Annotated in this window: 19 protein-coding genes and 1 pseudogene; 17 read left to right on the forward strand and 3 right to left on the reverse strand. The window is 50.9% G+C overall.

Features of this window, described 5'->3' with window-relative positions:
- Positions 1-78: 78 nt before the first annotated feature.
- From C8N40_RS16295 to C8N40_RS16320, 6 genes and pseudogenes are all read left to right on the forward strand, one after another.
- Positions 79-861: pseudogene (locus tag C8N40_RS16295) on the forward strand (Rossmann-like and DUF2520 domain-containing protein); the annotation flags it as partial.
- Positions 862-968: 107 nt separating this feature from the next.
- Entirely contained in the window at positions 969-1,298 is a 330-nt protein-coding gene (locus C8N40_RS16300; protein WP_092102722.1) for a 2Fe-2S iron-sulfur cluster-binding protein, read from the forward strand.
- A 79-nt stretch (positions 1,299-1,377) separates the two neighbouring features.
- The gene (gene iscX / locus C8N40_RS16305) at positions 1,378-1,614 is read left to right on the forward strand and encodes a Fe-S cluster assembly protein IscX (protein ID WP_108212869.1); all 237 of its coding nucleotides are present in this window, start codon (positions 1,378-1,380) and stop codon (positions 1,612-1,614) included.
- A 119-nt stretch (positions 1,615-1,733) separates the two neighbouring features.
- Positions 1,734-2,231, forward strand: coding sequence for a KdsC family phosphatase (locus C8N40_RS16310; RefSeq protein WP_108212870.1), 498 nt, complete (start codon positions 1,734-1,736; stop codon positions 2,229-2,231).
- A gap of 121 nt (positions 2,232-2,352) precedes the next feature.
- On the forward strand, positions 2,353-2,547 hold the full coding sequence (locus C8N40_RS16315; protein ID WP_092102731.1) for a cold-shock protein: 195 nt from the start codon (positions 2,353-2,355) through the stop codon (positions 2,545-2,547).
- A gap of 119 nt (positions 2,548-2,666) precedes the next feature.
- On the forward strand, positions 2,667-3,509 hold the full coding sequence (locus C8N40_RS16320) for a geranylgeranylglycerol-phosphate geranylgeranyltransferase (protein ID WP_108212871.1): 843 nt from the start codon (positions 2,667-2,669) through the stop codon (positions 3,507-3,509).
- Positions 3,510-3,635: 126 nt separating this feature from the next.
- Here the strand turns inward: C8N40_RS16320 and C8N40_RS16325 are convergent, their stop codons facing one another.
- A complete protein-coding gene (locus tag C8N40_RS16325; protein WP_170114129.1) occupies positions 3,636-4,379 on the reverse strand; it encodes a T9SS type A sorting domain-containing protein in 744 nt (247 codons plus the stop codon).
- Between the two features lie 204 nt (positions 4,380-4,583).
- Here C8N40_RS16325 and C8N40_RS16330 point away from each other — a divergent pair, with 204 nt between their 5' ends.
- From C8N40_RS16330 to rodA, 11 genes are all read left to right on the forward strand, one after another.
- Complete coding sequence (locus C8N40_RS16330) at positions 4,584-5,009, forward strand: Fur family transcriptional regulator (RefSeq protein WP_108212873.1); 426 nt, start codon at positions 4,584-4,586, stop codon at positions 5,007-5,009.
- Positions 5,010-5,042: 33 nt separating this feature from the next.
- Positions 5,043-5,546, forward strand: coding sequence for a DUF4442 domain-containing protein (locus C8N40_RS16335; RefSeq protein WP_108212874.1), 504 nt, complete (start codon positions 5,043-5,045; stop codon positions 5,544-5,546).
- Positions 5,547-5,608: 62 nt separating this feature from the next.
- Entirely contained in the window at positions 5,609-5,992 is a 384-nt protein-coding gene (locus tag C8N40_RS16340; RefSeq protein WP_108212875.1) for an SRPBCC domain-containing protein, read from the forward strand.
- Positions 5,993-6,143: 151 nt separating this feature from the next.
- The gene (locus C8N40_RS16345) at positions 6,144-7,295 is read left to right on the forward strand and encodes a hypothetical protein (protein ID WP_211318130.1); all 1,152 of its coding nucleotides are present in this window, start codon (positions 6,144-6,146) and stop codon (positions 7,293-7,295) included.
- 124 nt (positions 7,296-7,419) lie between these two features.
- Entirely contained in the window at positions 7,420-8,013 is a 594-nt protein-coding gene (purN, locus tag C8N40_RS16350) for a phosphoribosylglycinamide formyltransferase (RefSeq protein ID WP_108212877.1), read from the forward strand.
- A gap of 30 nt (positions 8,014-8,043) precedes the next feature.
- Positions 8,044-9,567 (forward strand): bifunctional phosphoribosylaminoimidazolecarboxamide formyltransferase/IMP cyclohydrolase, encoded by a 1,524-nt coding sequence (purH, locus tag C8N40_RS16355; protein WP_108212878.1) that lies wholly within the window; start codon positions 8,044-8,046, stop codon positions 9,565-9,567.
- Positions 9,568-9,855: 288 nt separating this feature from the next.
- Positions 9,856-10,881, forward strand: a complete 1,026-nt coding sequence (locus tag C8N40_RS16360) for a rod shape-determining protein (RefSeq protein ID WP_092102755.1) — start codon at positions 9,856-9,858, stop codon at positions 10,879-10,881.
- A gap of 9 nt (positions 10,882-10,890) precedes the next feature.
- Entirely contained in the window at positions 10,891-11,757 is an 867-nt protein-coding gene (gene mreC / locus C8N40_RS16365) for a rod shape-determining protein MreC (RefSeq protein ID WP_108212879.1), read from the forward strand.
- Positions 11,758-11,878: 121 nt separating this feature from the next.
- Complete coding sequence (locus C8N40_RS16370; protein ID WP_245905155.1) at positions 11,879-12,280, forward strand: hypothetical protein; 402 nt, start codon at positions 11,879-11,881, stop codon at positions 12,278-12,280.
- Positions 12,277-14,106, forward strand: coding sequence for a penicillin-binding protein 2 (mrdA, locus tag C8N40_RS16375; RefSeq protein ID WP_108212881.1), 1,830 nt, complete (start codon positions 12,277-12,279; stop codon positions 14,104-14,106). Before C8N40_RS16370 ends, mrdA begins: the two co-directional genes overlap by 4 nt.
- 4 nt (positions 14,107-14,110) lie before the next feature.
- Entirely contained in the window at positions 14,111-15,439 is a 1,329-nt protein-coding gene (rodA, locus tag C8N40_RS16380) for a rod shape-determining protein RodA (protein ID WP_108212882.1), read from the forward strand.
- Positions 15,440-15,950: 511 nt separating this feature from the next.
- Here the strand turns inward: rodA and C8N40_RS16385 are convergent.
- Both C8N40_RS16385 and C8N40_RS16390 read right to left on the reverse strand, forming a co-directional pair.
- Entirely contained in the window at positions 15,951-16,454 is a 504-nt protein-coding gene (locus C8N40_RS16385; protein WP_211318131.1) for a class I SAM-dependent methyltransferase, read from the reverse strand.
- A gap of 406 nt (positions 16,455-16,860) precedes the next feature.
- Positions 16,861-17,220 (reverse strand): Arm DNA-binding domain-containing protein, encoded by a 360-nt coding sequence (locus tag C8N40_RS16390; RefSeq protein ID WP_108212884.1) that lies wholly within the window; start codon positions 17,218-17,220, stop codon positions 16,861-16,863.
- Positions 17,221-17,285 lie beyond the last annotated feature (65 nt).

The raw sequence follows: 17,285 nt of genomic DNA on the forward strand, positions 1-17,285 counted from the left end.
AAAAGCCTTTGCCCAAGCGGCAAAGGCTTTTTTATTACCCCCCAACGGGCGTAACTTGCCAGCACAGCAAAGTATAAACGTATGAACGTAGCGATAATCGGGGCCGGAAATGTAGGCTGGCATCTGGCGCAGGCACTGCAGGCAGCAGGCCACACCGTAACGGGCGTTTACAGCCGCACCGCCCCCCCGCGCGAAGAACTGGCAGCTCAGTTAAAGTCGGCACAGCCGCTCAGTTCGCTTGGCCTGCAAAGTATAAACGCCGATGTAGTGCTGGTAGCCGTGCCTGATGCCGCAATTGCCGCAGTGGCAGCAGCGCTACGGGTACAGCCAGGAACGGTGGTGGCGCATACGTCGGGCTCGCAGCCGCTGAGTATACTTGCTGCCGTGCAGGACGCGCAAACAGGCGTGTTCTATCCCCTGCAAACCTTCTCTAAAGCCAAGCCCGTTGCTTTTAAACAGGTGCCTATACTTCTGGAGGCCACAGACCAGGCGGCACTGCAACGGCTGCAGGAACTTGCCACAAGTATAAGCCATACCGTGGAGGTAGTGCCGTCGGGTGCGCGAAAGCACCTGCACCTGTCGGCGGTGTTTGCCTGCAACTTCACCAACCACCTGCTGGGCATCAGCCGGCAACTGCTGCAGGAGGCCAATCTGCCCCAGCACCTGCTGCAGCCACTCATCCAGGAAACAATCGCCAAAGCCATGCAGCACGACCCGTATACCGTGCAGACCGGCCCCGCCATCCGCCGCGACCAGAATGTGATAGAGGAGCACCTGCACATGCTGCAGCAGCACCCCCGCCTGCAGAAGCTCTACCGGCTGCTGACGCAAAGTATACAGGCCGCTCCGGAAGGGAGATAACCATTTGTGCCTAATTCTGTTAGATAAAGGCAACCATAAGCCCACGCCTATACTTTGATTCGGCAGGCTGGCTTTGTAACTTTGCACTTTATCATAAAGACACCGACATGAAAGTTGTAAATATAACGTTTAAGTTTGCTGATGGCTCACCGGATGAAACGCATCCGGCCGTTGAAGGCGAATCGGTATTGGATGTAGCCCTCAACAACAACATTAAGCTGCAGCACAACTGCGGCGGCGTGTGCGGCTGCAGCACCTGCCATGTGTACGTGGAGGCTGGCATGGATGACCTGCCCGAGATATCGGATAAGGAAGAGGACTACATTGACCGCGCCGTAGACCCGCGCATTAACTCGCGCCTGGGCTGCCAGTGCGTGGTGCAGGGCAACGAGGATATTATAGTAACCATACCGGAGCAGGATTTCCTGGGCCATTAATTCATTTGTCATTTAACAACTCCCAGTAAGTGTTAGATGACAAATGTTGATTGATAACTGATAATTGATAACTGAAAACATGAGCTACGAGCCACCTATACACTGGAACGACTACGAGGACATCGCGATGGCGCTTTACGAGAAGTTCGGGGATGACTTCAACGAGTCTAAGATTTACCGCATCCGCTTCACCGACCTGCTGGAGTGGGTACTGTCGCTGCCAAACTTTGCCGGCAAGCGCGAGGAAGCCAACGAAGGGCACCTGGAGCAGATTCAGGCGGCCTGGGTTTACGAGTGGCGCGACAACCAGGACTAAATCTTACCTGCATCGGCAAGTATAAATTCAGAAAATTCTATACTTTTAAAGGCTCTTTCCCGGGAAGGAGCCTTTTGCTTTTCTATACTTTATTAACGCTTTTTTCACAGGCTATACTTATGTCTATCACCCAAACAGACCTCACCAGCATTAATACCTTTGTTTTTGATGTGGACGGCGTACTGACCGACGGGCTGCTCTACTGCTTTGCTGACGGCGAGCAGGTGCGCGCCTTTAACATCAAGGACGGGTTTGCCATCAAGCACGCCATCAGCCAGGGCTACCGGGTAGCCATTATCTCGGGCAAAAACGAGCCGGGCGTGCGCCGCCGCCTGGAGCAGCTGGGCATTGAGGATATTTTCCTGGGGATAGATGACAAGGTGGAGGCGCTGGAGGACTACCTGTACATGCAGGGTATAAACCCGGCCACTGCCGCCTACATGGGCGACGACATGCCTGATTACGAGGTGATGCAGCGCTGCGGCCTGCGCGCCTGCCCTGCCGACGCCGCGGACGACATACAGGCCATCGCTACTTTTATTTCATCGAAAGACGGAGGCAGGGGCGCCGTGCGTGAACTGATTGAAACAGTGATGAAAGCACAGGACAGCTGGTAAACATAAATTACTTATACTTTTCTAGAAATAAATTGAATATTTTTTTTATCCCCTATTGTATATATAGAAATTAATTTTTAGATTACCAGCAGTTTAATTACCATCAACAGTTCAAATTTTTATGAAGACAGGAAAAGTAAAATTCTTTATCGAGTCCAAAGGTTTCGGTTTTATAACTGAGGACGGAACAAACGAGGACTTCTTTGTGCACGTTACCGGCTTAAACGGTCTGCAGATTCAGCAGAACGACCGCGTTGAGTTTGACACGGTGGAAGGCAAAAAAGGAGTTAATGCTGTAAATGTGAGGAAGTTTTAAGACAAACATACTTTACAAGCACTGGAAAAGCCCCTGCGTCAGGGGCTTTTTTATTGCCCGGTAGCTTCTGTGTCGTATTTTTACAAAGTACAAAACGCCATACTTCTGCAAACACCCCCGTGAAATCCATCCTGACGCTTATACGTGCCCGTAACCTGGTGATGATTGTGCTGTCCCAAGCCCTGGTGCAAGCTTGCCTTTTAGCCCATGGGCAGGACTGGCGGCGCCTGCTGGATGGCGGTTTCTGGGTGCTGGTGCTGTCTACGGTGTGCATTGCGGCGGCCGGCTACATCATCAACGACTACTATGATGTGAAGATAGATGCCATCAACAAGCCAGACCGGCTGTTGGTGGGCCGCCACATCCGCAGGCGCAGGGCCATGTTCGCCCACCTGATACTTTCGGGCATTGGGGTGCTGCTGGGCCTGCTGCTCTCCATACCGGTTGCCCTGATAAACATTGGCGCAGTGCTGCTGCTTTGGGGGTACTCGGCAAGGCTCAAGAAACTGATACTCGCCGGCAACGTGGTGATTGCCCTGCTGTCGGCTTCCATGCTGCTGGTGGTGGCGGTTTATGCCGATGAGCTCAACCGCATCACGATGGGGTATGCCCTCTTCGCGTTTCTTATTTCGCTTATCCGGGAGATTATAAAGGACATTGAGGACATGAAGGGCGACGCCTCCTTTGAATGCCGCACCCTACCCATAGTAGTGGGCATGCGCGGCGCCAAGCTGGTGCTGTACCCGCTCCTGGCTGTTTTTCAGGCTTTCCTGCTCGTGGTTATACTGCATGAGGCCTCCGGGCTGGTATTCGACGCCTACATGGTGGCGCTGGTGTTGCTGCCAAGCGTGTGGCTGGTCGTAAAGCTGGTGCGCGCCGACCGCAAGCGCGATTTCTCTTACCTGAGCAACCTCAATAAGCTCATCATGCTCACGGGCATACTTTCCATGCTGCTGCTGTAGCGCCTGTATAAAACTACTCTTTTAGGCATCGTGCCATACTTGCAGAAATGAGTTTCGGCCAGGCTACAAAGTATAAAAGCCCGGGTGCTGGCCCGGGCTCTTCATTAAACCAATAGAGTAAAAAAATTATTTTACTATCAGGCGGCTGGAGGCCACATCATTCTCGGCCATCACTTTAACAAAGTAAGTGCCGCGGGCATACTGCTGCGTGTTGATCTCCACGGTTCCGTTTGCGTTGCTCAGCTCCAGCACCTTACGGCCCAGCATGTCCATCACGGCTACGTTGGCGTTGCGTATCTTGCCCAGGCTCAGCTTCACGGTTCCCGTCGAAACAGTTGGGTAAACGGCCACGCGGGCATCGCCGATCATGTCATCGATGCTCGCCACTGTTCCGGCGGTCACTGTCTCGGTTACAATTGCCAGTGGGTTGCCATCGTCGCGGCGCAGGATCAAATCATACTTGTAAATGCCGGGGGCGGAGAAGTTGATCTTAAAATACTCTTTATAAGAAGTTGGCAACGGCTCCCCTCCTTCCGGCCCAATCACGGCCACGCCATCGGTAAAGGTAACCTGGGTATAAACGGCTTCATCCTCGTTGGCTGCGTCGCGGTTGGAGTTGTAGTGCAGCGTAAAGTTGTTGCTTTGCGCCGGGTTGTGCAGTTTAATTTCCAGATTGGTCTTGTCGCCCTGGCGGTCGAAGGCGTTGATGTGCACCTGCCACTGAACGTCGGAACCTATCACCAGGTCACCTTGCTCGGAGATAACATCCAGTGTGCCGTTTACAGTAGCTTCCTTGGTTTGCGCATTGCTAACGCCTGTTGCCAGTACAAACGCGAAAACAGCAGCAGCAATGTGTAGAGCTTTTTTCATTGTAAGAAAATTTAACATTTTAACGTGATATATAACAATAAAAACTTATACTTAAGTATTTCGATACATACGACAAAGACGTGTTTTGGCTCCATTTTTTTGAATCTTTTTTACTATATAATATTTTTCGATATTTTTGGATTGTTTCTTTTCCGAGGTACTACCAGCTGTATTTAAAATCGAAAGGAGTGGAATAGCAATATAATGGACAAAGCACAAGCGCTTCTAGATGAGTATGGTTTGCGCAAAACCGGCTGTCGGCTGGATGTTTTGCAGCAGTTTCTGGAGAATGATTTTGCACTATCGCACGCCGACCTGGAGAAGCTCCTGGACAGCAACTACGATCGCGTTACCATCTACCGGACATTGTACTCCTTTGAGGAAAAAGGACTTGTGCATAGTATAAACGATGTGAACGGCGCCGTAAAGTTTGCCCTGTGCAAGAACGACAACTGCAATCCGCACAGGCACGAGGACAACCACATCCACTTTAACTGCGTTGCCTGCGGACAGACGTTCTGCCTGAACGATGTGGGTATCCCGCGCCTGACGCTGCCAGACGGCTACACCGCCAACCGGCTGCACTTCTCGGCCGAGGGGGTGTGCAAGGGCTGCCACCAGGAAGGTTGATTTGCGCCCACACAAAGTATAAACCAAGTTACCATGAAGCACCAGCTACCAGACCATGCCGCAGCGTTCCGCCAGCTGGTAACCTCTCCGGTTAAGTTCCGCCTGTTCCTGCTCACCAGGCTGCCCATGGCTTACCTGGCTGGTCTGCGCGTTGCTTCCCTCACGCCGGAGCATGCATCGGTTTCCATCAAGTATAAGTACCTTACCCAGAACCCCTTCCGCTCCATTTACTTTGCCTGCCTGAGCATGGCCTCCGAGCTCTCTACAGGTGCCCTGTGCATGATGTATGTGTACAAGGCAAGTCCCGCAGTATCCATGCTGGTGGTGCACATGGAGGCTACCTTCACGAAGAAGGCAACAGGCAAGATTACCTTTACCTGCCACAACGGGCAGCAGATACAGGAGGCCGTTGCGCGCACAAAAGCCACCGGTGAGGGCGTAACGCTAACAGCCACAAGTATAGGCGTAGATAAGGCCGGCGACCAGGTGGCCGAGTTCCGGTTTACCTGGTCGTTGAAAGCGAAGAGCAAAGTATAGATTTATACTTGCAGCGGCTATTACCGCATGATTTCCCCATAGAAATAAATATATCCCTACCCATGAAAGACTATAAGAAGTACTACATTATACCTGCCGAGCCCGCGTTAGTATATGCTGCCTTAACCAACCCACTCACCATACAAGCCTGGACCGGCGAGGAAGCTGAGATGAGCGTAGAGCCGGGGTCGGAGTTCTCGCTGTGGGAAGGCAGCATCGTAGGCAAGAACCTGGAGTTTGAGGAGGGTAAAAAGATTGTGCAGCAGTGGTATTTCGGCGAACAGGAAGAACCTTCCATTGTCACCATCAAACTACACCCGCATAAACTAGGTACCTCCGCCGAGCTGCGCCACGCCAATATCCCCGACGAGGCCTACGAGGACATCACCGAAGGCTGGGACCACGCCTACTTCGCGGCGCTAATAGAGTTTTATGAGGGGGAGTAAAGACGATGAATTACATTCCGGTCTGTTTTTACCAAACCTCCCGTTAAGTTATATGGAACAGAAAGCCAGGAGCGCCTTATTCGCCTTTCTAATTAGTCTGGTCTGCACTCTGTTTTGCTTTTGCTTACACGTACTGCCTTCATCAAACAGCATGGTAAACCTTCGGATGCCCTCAGCAGGTGTCCAGAAGCCCTTTATCTCGGATGAATACCTACAAGTAGTTGTGGAATTCCACAAAGAGCACCCTGCGTTCGCGAAACGCCCCATTACGACATACCTGTCGGAGACCTTAGATCGTATAACGTCACTAAGTATAGGAGAGGCATTCACAGCGGTTAGTTTTGTGTCACTCCTACTCTGCGGTGTAGCTCTTTACTACCTGGCCGCCCTTACAGGAAGCACCGCAAAGGAAGCCGCCCTAAGTATAATAGGGTTCTTCTCCAGCTTTAGTATTCTCTTTGCCTTCTTCCCTCCTATATATACCTACGATGAGCCTATACATTATCTCTTAGTCTATATGAGCTTAATCTTCTTGAGGCAAGAAAGGTGGCTCCCCTTTATCTTCTTGTTCAGCCTAAGCTTAGTTGCTAGAGAAAGTAGCCTCATACTGCTACCAGGTGCCGCTATGTTGGTGATTTATGCTGATCAGGACAGCAAGACTTCTATCTGGAAGCTTTCTATTCTACTAGCGCCAGTAGCCATATATGTGCTATACCTCGTCTTATTTATCACAGGAAGCGGAATAGAAGACGCCTCGAAGCAAGACTTCGTGGGCCGGCTGGAGCATTTCAAGTACAACTTCCAGAGCATTAAGTTCGCGCTAGAAGCGCTATTATCATTCTTTCTCGCCTTGGGATTTCAGACTTACCTATTGTGTAGCTATGCGAGCAGAAAACATCTCTCCGTAACCGAAAGAAAATTCATTGCCGCCTTTATCATTACTTTAGCACTAAATACAGTAATTGTATACTTCACAACCTGGGCTAGAGAAAGTAGATTGTTGGCGCTGCCACTTCTCTTCTTGTGGCCCATCCTGGGCAAGATTGCGCAGAGCGAGTTTCAGTATATCAAAGCCAAGGTAAGGGCCTCAACACACAACGAAATCCTAAGATGGCTACCGCTGTTTACAACGCTAGCTATTGTGATCATTTATATAACACAGAAGGTATACTTTCAGACAATAGGAAGCATATCTGACAATTTATTTAATGAATACACGGCTATCATACTAATATTTCTTGTGGCACATGCTATCCTTCGATTCATGTTAAAACCAAAGAGCCCCATGAAAGATGAACGGTAAGAGCCAACGTAGTATCTATGCTATAGAATATAGCCGCTAACAGTGAGAAGCAACACATTTGTTACTTCTTCTCTGACAATTAGCCCAAACCCACTATATTTGCAGTTTAATTCAAGCCTGTACTTTGGAACCAAAGGATAAAAAAAATATTGTCATTTTCGCTTCGGGGTCTGGGAGCAACGCGCAGCGCCTGCTGGAGCATTTTGAGCACCACCCTGCCATACGTGTGGCTGCCCTGTTCTCTAACAATCCGAAAGCGTATGCCCTGAAACGAGCCGAGACGTTCCATGTCCCGGCTTTTTTGTTTACCCGCGAAGAGTTTTACAACACTGACAAAGTGCTGGAGCAGGTGCAGCAGTATAACCCGGATCTAATTGTGCTGGCTGGCTTTCTGTGGCTGGTGCCCAACAACCTGCTGCGCGCCTTCCCGAACCGCATCATCAATATACACCCTGCCCTGCTGCCCAAGTATGGCGGCAAAGGCATGCACGGCATTAACGTGCACTCAGCCGTTTTGCAGGCCCAGGAGCCGGAATCGGGCATCACCATCCACTACATCAACGAGGAGTACGACAAGGGCGAGTTTATACTTCAGGAGCGCTGCCCGGTGCAAGCCACCGATACTCCTGAGGATCTAGCCGCCCGCGTGCTGCAGCTGGAGCACAAGCATCTGCCCGAGGTGGTGGAAAGGCTATTACTGACGCAGGAACAACTATAGAAATCAATCATCAACCCAATACTCAATCTCATGCAATCCGTTAAGATAAAATCCGCATTAATTTCGGTTTACTATAAAGACCGCCTGGAGCCACTGGTGGAGCTGCTGAAGCAACACGGTGTAACCATCTACTCCACCGGCGGTACCCAAACCTTCCTGGAGGAGCAGGGCGCTCAGGTAGTAGCCGTAGAGGACCTGACTGACTACCCTTCCATCTTTGGAGGACGCGTTAAAACGCTGCACCCCAAAGTGTTTGGGGGCATTCTGCACCGCCGCGATAACCAGAGCGACCTGTCGGAGCGCGAGAAGTATGAAATTCCGCCGATAGACCTGGTGGTGGTAGACCTTTACCCGTTTGAGGAAACCGTAGCCTCCGGCGCCTCAGAAGCGGACGTAATTGAGAAAATCGACATTGGCGGTATCTCCCTGATCCGGGCGGCGGCCAAGAATTTCAAGGATGTGCTGATCGTGTCGTCGCGCGAGCAGTATGACGAGGTGGTGGAACTGCTGCAGGCCAAGAATGGTGCTACTGACCTGGAAGACCGCAAGCGCTTTGCCGCCAAGGCCTTCAACGTATCGTCGCACTACGACACGCACATCTTCAACTACATGAATGCCGACAGCGAGATTCAGGCCTTTAAGCAGAGCGTGCAGCACAGCATGCCGCTGCGCTACGGCGAGAACCCGCACCAGAAAGGCACCTTCTATGGCAAGCTGGAGGACTTGTTCGAGCAACTGAACGGCAAACAGCTTTCTTATAACAACCTGGTAGACGTGGACGCTGCTGTGGCCCTGGCCGCTGAGTTCGAGGAGCCGGTGGTAGCCATCCTCAAGCACACAAATGCCTGCGGTTGCGCCATTGGCGACACCATAAAAGAGGCGTACCTGAGCGCCCTTTCCTCCGATCCGGTTTCTGCTTTTGGCGGAGTGATCATCGCCAACAGAACGATAGACCTGCCAGCTGCCGAGGAACTGAACAAGCTCTTCTTTGAAGTGCTGATTGCCCCGGAATTTGACACAGACGCGCTGGAGCTGCTGAAGACCAAGAAAAACCGCATCCTGCTGAAGCAGAAGCCAGTGGAGCTACCAACCAAGCAGTTCAAGACGCTGCTGAACGGCGTGATTGAGCAGGACAAGGACCTGGCCACCGAAACAGAGGCTGACTTTAAAACCGCTACCAAGCGCCAGCCAACCGCCGAGGAGAAAAAGGCCCTGGTGTTCGCCGCTAAAGTATGCAAGCACACCAAATCCAATACCATCGTGTTGGCTACGGATAAAATGATGTTCTCCAGCGGCGTGGGCCAGACCTCGCGCGTGGATGCCCTGCGCCAGGCCATCGAGAAAGCCCAAAGCTTTGGCTTCGACGTGAGCAAGACCGTGATGGCCTCCGATGCCTTCTTCCCTTTCCCGGACTGTGTGGAGATTGCGGATAAGGCAGGCGTGAAAGCGGTGGTGCAGCCGGGCGGCTCCATCAAAGACCAGGACTCTATTGATTATTGCGATGCCCACGGCATGGCCATGGTCATGACAGGCGTGCGCCACTTCAAACACTAAGCAAGTAGCTTCTAATAGCACTTTTCACATAAAAGTCCCTGCTGCCGTTAAGGCCAGGGACTTTATTATTTCCAGCCAGACCTCAATTTTAGCCCACACGCGGCGTTAGCTAGGCATTCAGTGGCTTTTTAAACAAATTTCAGGTATAAATAAATATTTATTCAAGTAACAGTGGATAACTTGCACTACTAATTACACTGAAATTCGCTAATTTTGCCGCAAGTTTCTGACTAGAAATATTGTATATTGAAAATATAACAGGCGGGCGCACGCCTCTCAAACTTCACCATGGGACTATTTAACTTTCTGACCAGCGATATAGCCATAGACCTGGGTACCGCCAATACCCTCATTATCCATAACGATAAGATTGTAGTTGACGAGCCTTCTATCATCGCCGTGGACCGCACAACCGGCAAAGTGCTGGCCATTGGCCGCCAGGCGATGCAGATGCACGAGAAAACGCACGAAAACATTAAAACCATCCGTCCGCTGAAAGACGGGGTAATCGCTGACTTCCACGCAGCCGAGGAGATGATCCGCGGCATGATCAAGATGATCGACACGGGCCGTCGCTTGTTCCAGCCCTCACACCGCATGGTGATTTGTATTCCTTCGGGCATTACCGAGGTGGAGAAGCGTGCCGTACGCGACTCTGCGCAGCATGCCGGCGCCAAGGAAGTATGGATGATCCAGGAGCCCATGGCTGCCGCCATCGGTATCGGCATTGACGTGGAGCAGCCAATTGGCTCTATGATAGTGGACATCGGGGGTGGAACCACCGAGATTGCCGTAGTGGCCCTTTCCGGTATCGTGTGCGACCAGTCTATCCGCATCGCCGGCGATGTGTTTACCAAAGACATCCTGGACTACATGCGCCGCCAGCACAACCTGCTGATCGGGGAGCGCTCCGCTGAGAAAATCAAAATTGAGGTAGGTGCCGCACTGACAGAACTGGAGAACCCGCCCGCCGATTACGAAATCCGTGGCCGCGACCTGATGACGGGTATTCCGAAAGTGATCAAGGTTACCTACCAGGAGATTGCCATTGCGCTGGATAAGTCGGTTTCCAAGATAGAGGAAGCCGTGCTGAAGGCGCTGGAGATTGCGCCGCCGGAGCTTTCCGCCGATATTTACGACAACGGCATCCACCTGACAGGTGGTGGCGCCCTGCTCAGAGGCTTCGACAAGCGCCTGGCCGCCAAAACCAAGCTCCCGATACACATTGCCGAAGACCCGCTCAGAGCGGTTGTGCGCGGCACGGGTGCCGCCATCAAAAACATCGAAGGATTTAAGAATGTCCTGCTAACCTAACAGGGCCGCATGCGGAATCTATTTGCATTTATTTACCGGTTCCGTGCGTTCCTCGTGTTCCTGTTGCTGGAGGCGTTGTGCGTGTTCCTGATCGTGCGTTACAACACGTACCAGGGCGCGGCCTTCTTTAACTCGGCAACCAGGTATGTGGGGCAGGTGTTGGAGTTCCAGAGCGGTATTACAGACTACTTCCGCCTGGCCACCGTCAACGAGTCGCTGGCCAGCGAGAACGCGGCCCTGCGCCAGGAGCTGATGCAGTACCGTTTGGCAGCTTTGACAGACAGCACAGCCTCCCTGGACACCACCTACTTCGTCGCTACCGACAGTAGCATGGCTTATCCATACCACCTGATGGCCGGACGCGTGATCAACAACTCGGTGCGCCGCATGAACAACTACCTGACCATCTCGAAAGGCTCTGCCGACGGGGTGCAGCCAGGCATGGGTGTTATTGCACCAGAAGGCGTGGTAGGCCGGGTAAAAACCGTATCAAAGCACTACGCCACGGTCACCTCGCTGCTGCACTCGCAGATGCTGGTTTCTTCCAAACTGAAGAAGGACAACACGTTCGGCACCATCAAGTGGGAGGGCGGCGACTACCGCTCCGCGCTGCTCGACTATATCCCGCTGCACGTGAAACCGGAAGTGGGCGACACAGTTGTGACGAGCGGCTTTAACACGGTATTCCCTGAGGGGATCATGGTGGGCACCATCAGCTCTGTGGAGCAGGAACCAGACAAGAGCTTCTACACGATAGGCGTGCAGCTGAGCGTTGATTTTGCGCAGCTCTCTTTCGTGTACGTGGTGGAGAATACTTACCGACCTGAACAAGATAGCTTAGAACAAAACGCAGGCATCATTACCGATGAACAATAGCTTTGGAGCATCCCATATTGTGCAATTTTTTTTACTGGTAGCGCTTCAGGTTCTGCTCATGGATAACCTGGTGCTTTACAGTATGGGCTTCTGTTTTATCTATGTTGCCTTTTTACTATATTTGCCCCTGAGTATCAACAGAGTATGGCTGCTTTTCCTGGGCTTTATAGTTGGTTTCACGGTTGATATCTTCTACGACACCATGGGCATACATGCCGCTGCCAGCGTGCTGCTGGCCTTTTTAAGGCCGCATGTTTTGAACCTTCTGACACCGCACGATGGTTACGACAGCAGCGACGAGGTAAACATACATGTGATGGGCACACGCTGGTTTCTGACGTATGCCTTCTCGCTGATACTGCTTCACCATGCGGCCGTTTTTTTCCTGGAGACGATCAACTTCCAGACGGCCCTTTACACCTTGGCGAAGACGATACTCAGCACAATTTTTACGGGCATCGTGGTGGTTATAATACAACTTCTGTTCTTCTCACCTAAGCGAGAGCGAATAGATTACCGATGAATTACTTAGAAAACAGAAAATACGTTATTCAGGGCATCTTCCTGCTGGTGGGGATTATCTACATCATCAGGCTTTTTTATATACAGGTAGTGGACAGCAGCTATAAGCAGGCTGCCGAGACCAACGCCATCAAGCCCATTATCCAATACCCTTTCCGGGGACTGATTTACGACCGGAACGGCAAACTGCTGGTGCAGAACACCCCCGTGTATGACCTGATGGTGATACCCAAGGACGTAAAGAACCTGGACACGCTGCGCCTGGCCAAACTGGTGAACCTGCCGCTCGAGGACGTGCGGGATCGTCTGAAAAAGGCCCGTGCCTTTTCTTCCGTGCAGCCCTCCCCTTTCTATCAGAAACTAAGCACGCAGGAGTTCGCCTATATCCAGAACAACCTCATTGATTTTCCCGGCTTCCACATCAATGCCCGCACGGCGCGCGGATACCCGCACCAGAGCCTGGCGCACGCACTGGGCTACATTGCAGAGATCAGCCCAAGGCAGTTGGAAGACAGCACCTACAAAGGCTACCGCCCGGGCGACTACATTGGTAAGAGCGGCATTGAGCTGGAGTATGAGAAGTACCTGATGGGGCAGCGCGGCGTGAAGTATAAAATGGTAAACGTGCGCGGCGTGGAGAAGGGCTCCTTCCGCGACGGCGCCTTCGATACGCTGGCCGTGGCCGGGGAGAACCTGGTAAGCACCATCGACCTGGATCTGCAGGCCTATGGCGAGTACCTGATGAACGGCGCCAAAGGCAGTATCGTGGCCATAGAGCCCGCCACCGGCGAGGTGCTGGCTTACGTATCGGCACCCTTCTACGACCCGAACCTGTTTACCGGCAAGGACTACGGCAAGAACTACATGGAGTTGCTGCAGGACTCGAACAAGACCATGTTTAACCGCCCCATCATGGCCGACCAGAACCCGCCCGGCTCCGTCTTTAAGCTGACGCAGGCCCTGATCGCGCTGCAGGAGGGGGTTATCTCGCCTAACACGACATTTGCCTGTAACAGATCGCTGGTGAACTGCCACAACCACCCATCCCCGCTTAACCTGTATGGGGCGGTGCAGCACTCCTGCAACCCGTGGTTTTACCAGGCTTACCGCCTGCTGATTAACCAGGGCAAATCTAAAAATACCTTTACCGACACAGCCATCGGCCTGAAGGAATGGCGCGAGCAGGTGCTATCCTTCGGGTTTGGACAGCAATTGGGCATCGATATACCGGGCGAGAAGAAAGGCATCATCGCCTCCACCGACCTTTACGACCGCGTGTACGGTAAAAACCGCTGGAAGTACTCTACTATTTACTCGCTAAGTATAGGCCAGGGCGAGCTGGGCGTAACGCCGCTGCAGATGGCAAACTTTGCAGCTATCATTGCCAACAGGGGCTATTATGTTACGCCGCACATCATCCGCTCTATTGGCGACGAGGGAAAGCCTCTGAAGGAGTACCGGGAGAAACACTACACTTCCGTAGACCCGAAACACTTCGAACCGATTGTGCAGGGTATGGCGGAGGTGGTACGGGCCGGTACAGGCCGCCGTGCCAACCTGCAGAAGGCAGGGATAGAGGTGTGCGGCAAGACAAGTACCGCCCAAAACCCCCAGGGCCCTGACCACGCCGTGTTTTTGGCCTTTGCCCCGAAGGATGACCCTAAAATTGCCATTGCCGTGTACGTGGAGCACGGCAAGTGGGGTGGCCAGTCAGCGGCCCCTATCGCAGGCCTGATGATAGAGAAGTACCTGACTGACACGGTGACGATAAAAGAACAAGAGAAGTGGGTGCTCAGCAGAAAGTACCTCGACATCAGATCCAAATAGAAGTATGGAGAAAGTACTCGGACATAAGTTAGCAAGCCCTACGCCGCGCATCAGCAGCAGCCGCCGCAGCTACGGGTCTATACTCCCGCACCTGGACTGGCTGACCATACTGACATACTTTGTGCTGGTGGCCCTGGGCTGGATGAACATCTACGCGGCAGTTTACAGCCCTGACAACGTGGTGAACATCCTGAGCTTCGATATTAACTCTGGCAAGCAGCTGGTTTGGATAGGCGCCTCCTTACTGCTGATTATGGTGTTGCTGGTGGTAGATTACAAAGTATACGAGCACCTCGCCTACCCCATTTACGGCTTTATCATACTGCTGCTGCTCGTCACTTTGGTGGTTGCCAAGCCTATTGCCGGCTCCCGCTCCTGGCTGGACCTGGGTGCAGGAATACGTTTACAGCCAGCCGAGCTTGCCAAATTTGCCACGGCCCTGGCCGCATCACGGTTCCTGGGAAGTATAAACCTGCGCCAGCAGAACTTCAGGGATCAGATGATTCTGGCAGCCATCACCTTCATCCCCCCCGTTATCATTGTACTGCAGAACGAAACGGGCTCTGCCCTGGTGTTTGCGGCCTTTATCCTGGCTTATTTCCGGGAAGGCATGTCGCCGCTTATACTTATAATCGGCGGGGCGGCAGCGGCTATCTTTATACTTACCCTGCTGGTGCCGCAATTATACCTGATTGCCGGCATCACCGTACTGATGGCCCTGGCTACCTGGCTGGATTACCGCCTGCTACGACGTTTCAAAACCATGATTGGCCTGTGGATAGTGGTAGTGGGCATGATTTTCAGTGTCGACTTCTTTGTGAACAACGTACTGCAGCCGCACCAGCAGAACCGTATCAAAGCCCTCATCAACCCCGAGGCGGACCCGTTGGGCTATGGCTGGAACGTGACGCAGTCAAAAATTGCCATCGGATCAGGTGGCTTCTGGGGCAAGGGCTTTCTAGAGGGCACCCAAACCAAGTTCGACTTCGTGCCGGAGCAAAGCACCGACTTTATCTTCTGTACTATCGGCGAGGAGCACGGTTGGGTAGGCAGTTCCATCCTGATCGCGCTGTTCCTGCTGCTGCTTGTCCGGATAGTGAACATTGCGGAGCGGCAGAAGTCGGTATTTGCGCGCACTTACGGCTACTGCGTGGCCTCCATCATCTTCTTCCACTTCCTGGTCAACATCGGCATGACGATAGGCCTGGCACCGGTGGTGGGCATCCCGCTGCCTTTCTTCAGCTACGGCGGTTCCTCGCTCTGGTCGTTCACCATCCTGCTGTTTATACTCATCGCCATAGATGCCAACAGGGCGAAGGATTTGGCGAGATAGATTTCTAAGTAAGTTTTATACTTAAGGAGCGCCTCTTATACTTTAAAGTATGGGAGGCGTTTTTGGAGGAAGGCAAAGTTTAGATGGAGGGTTTTGACTTACTGCCATAAAAGCAAAAAGGCTGCTAGTTGAGTGCTAGCAGCCTTAATTATTAGAAGCTATCTCAAAAATACCTCAGATTAAAAAATCTGTTTTTAGGTACATATAAAGAGTAGCACCGTATGCCTATGCTTCAGGTTTTTAGTCAATCGCATTTATTGTAGTTATTATTTTTGAGATAGGTTCTAGTCAAAATCTTACCATTACCCACAAGTACTAAGCGACAAACTAGATACAAACTTAACTATATTGCGAGTCTATTTGCTTTCAACACTAGTGGATAATATAAAGTAGCTAAAACTTAGACTAGCACGGATCCTCTCAATGTAGCTGTAGTTTAGGAATTATACTACATTGCCTCTTAACAAATAGTTATCGCCTTCACGCTGTTCATGTGAGTCAGCAACATATCCTAAACAATTATTCCCAATCCATGATGATATGGGTAGTTATACCCCGTCTTTCCGGTCTTCTTTGCTATATCAAATACTGCCTTTCTTACCTCTGAAAAACTTTCAGTATCATGAAAAATACAGCATTTGCTATGCTGTACAGCCCAAAGGCCACATTCATATGTTTCTTTATAATTATGGACAATATCTACATGGGCAAAATCGTATTGTTGTACATCTTGTTTTATCCAATCTTTATAATCTGATTTATACAATTTAATGTTTTCAAAACTAGCTAAGGAGTGCTTTGTTTGAGTGTAATGATCTCCTTTGTGGCTGGTATGTACGTCACCCGAGAAGGTATCAACACCTTTTACATTTTTGAAGTAATTAGAAAACACGACAGCTGAAAAACCAAACTCTACACCAAACTCTATACAAGAATCTCTTCCTATTTGGAAGCGATCTAAAATATCTTCAATAATCAATTCTAACCCTTGCCAAGCGGAAGGAATTTGGATCATACTATTCGGTTCCGTTTTCTTCGATGGCACATATATCTCTAAAGGAAACCTTTTTTGAAGAAAATACTTTTTAAGTTTTGTCTTAAACATCATTGAGTCTCTTTTCTAAGGTAATTTAATAATAACAATAAAGATTTAATTTGTAGCACAGTTAAAGTTAGTTTATACTTAAATTTTTTTTACACTATACTATTTGTAAAGTTATGTCATGCCAAGTACGTATATGAAGGCAACGAATTTATATCCATAGGTTAGCTTTCATACATGCGCTTTGAGTAGTATAAAGCGCCCAATACGAAAGCAGAGCCATTTCTGAACCTGCTTTCCAACTTCTTACTACTCTTTCAACTAAAACGGCACCGTATTACCTCCTCTGTTTTGCTTTACTTTTAGCACATACTCCAATTTAGATCTTCGCAAGGCAGGCACTCAGTACCCTGTGATCTGCCTTAGTGTACTGGTTGATGTAGGCCTGATAGTATTGTACAAAATCCACGGTGCCCTGATTCTTGGAAGAAAGGTTTAAGGCCCCTGTCAGCAGTTCCTCTGTGCGTTTGGCTTTGATGCGCTGTGCAAGCTCCAGAACGGTTGCATTAGATTGCCTTTCCTGCTTATCCTTTGGCTTGCCTATCAGGTACAGTTTCAGGAACTCAAATTCCCTTACCCCCTCATAGTAGAAATCCAGGTACAGGCTCAGGTTGCCGTTCTTCAGCTTTTTCTCCCTGAGCTTTACAGGCTCCTTTGCGGTTTGTTTTTTCCCTTGCATGACTCTTGTATTCCTTTGTTATCCAATACAAGGAATTTAATTTAACCGAGTAACAAGGGAGTAAC

Origin of the sequence: Pontibacter mucosus (genome assembly GCF_003054055.1) — a bacterium.
In the GTDB taxonomy this organism is placed as follows: Bacteria; Bacteroidota; Bacteroidia; order Cytophagales; family Hymenobacteraceae; genus Pontibacter; species Pontibacter mucosus.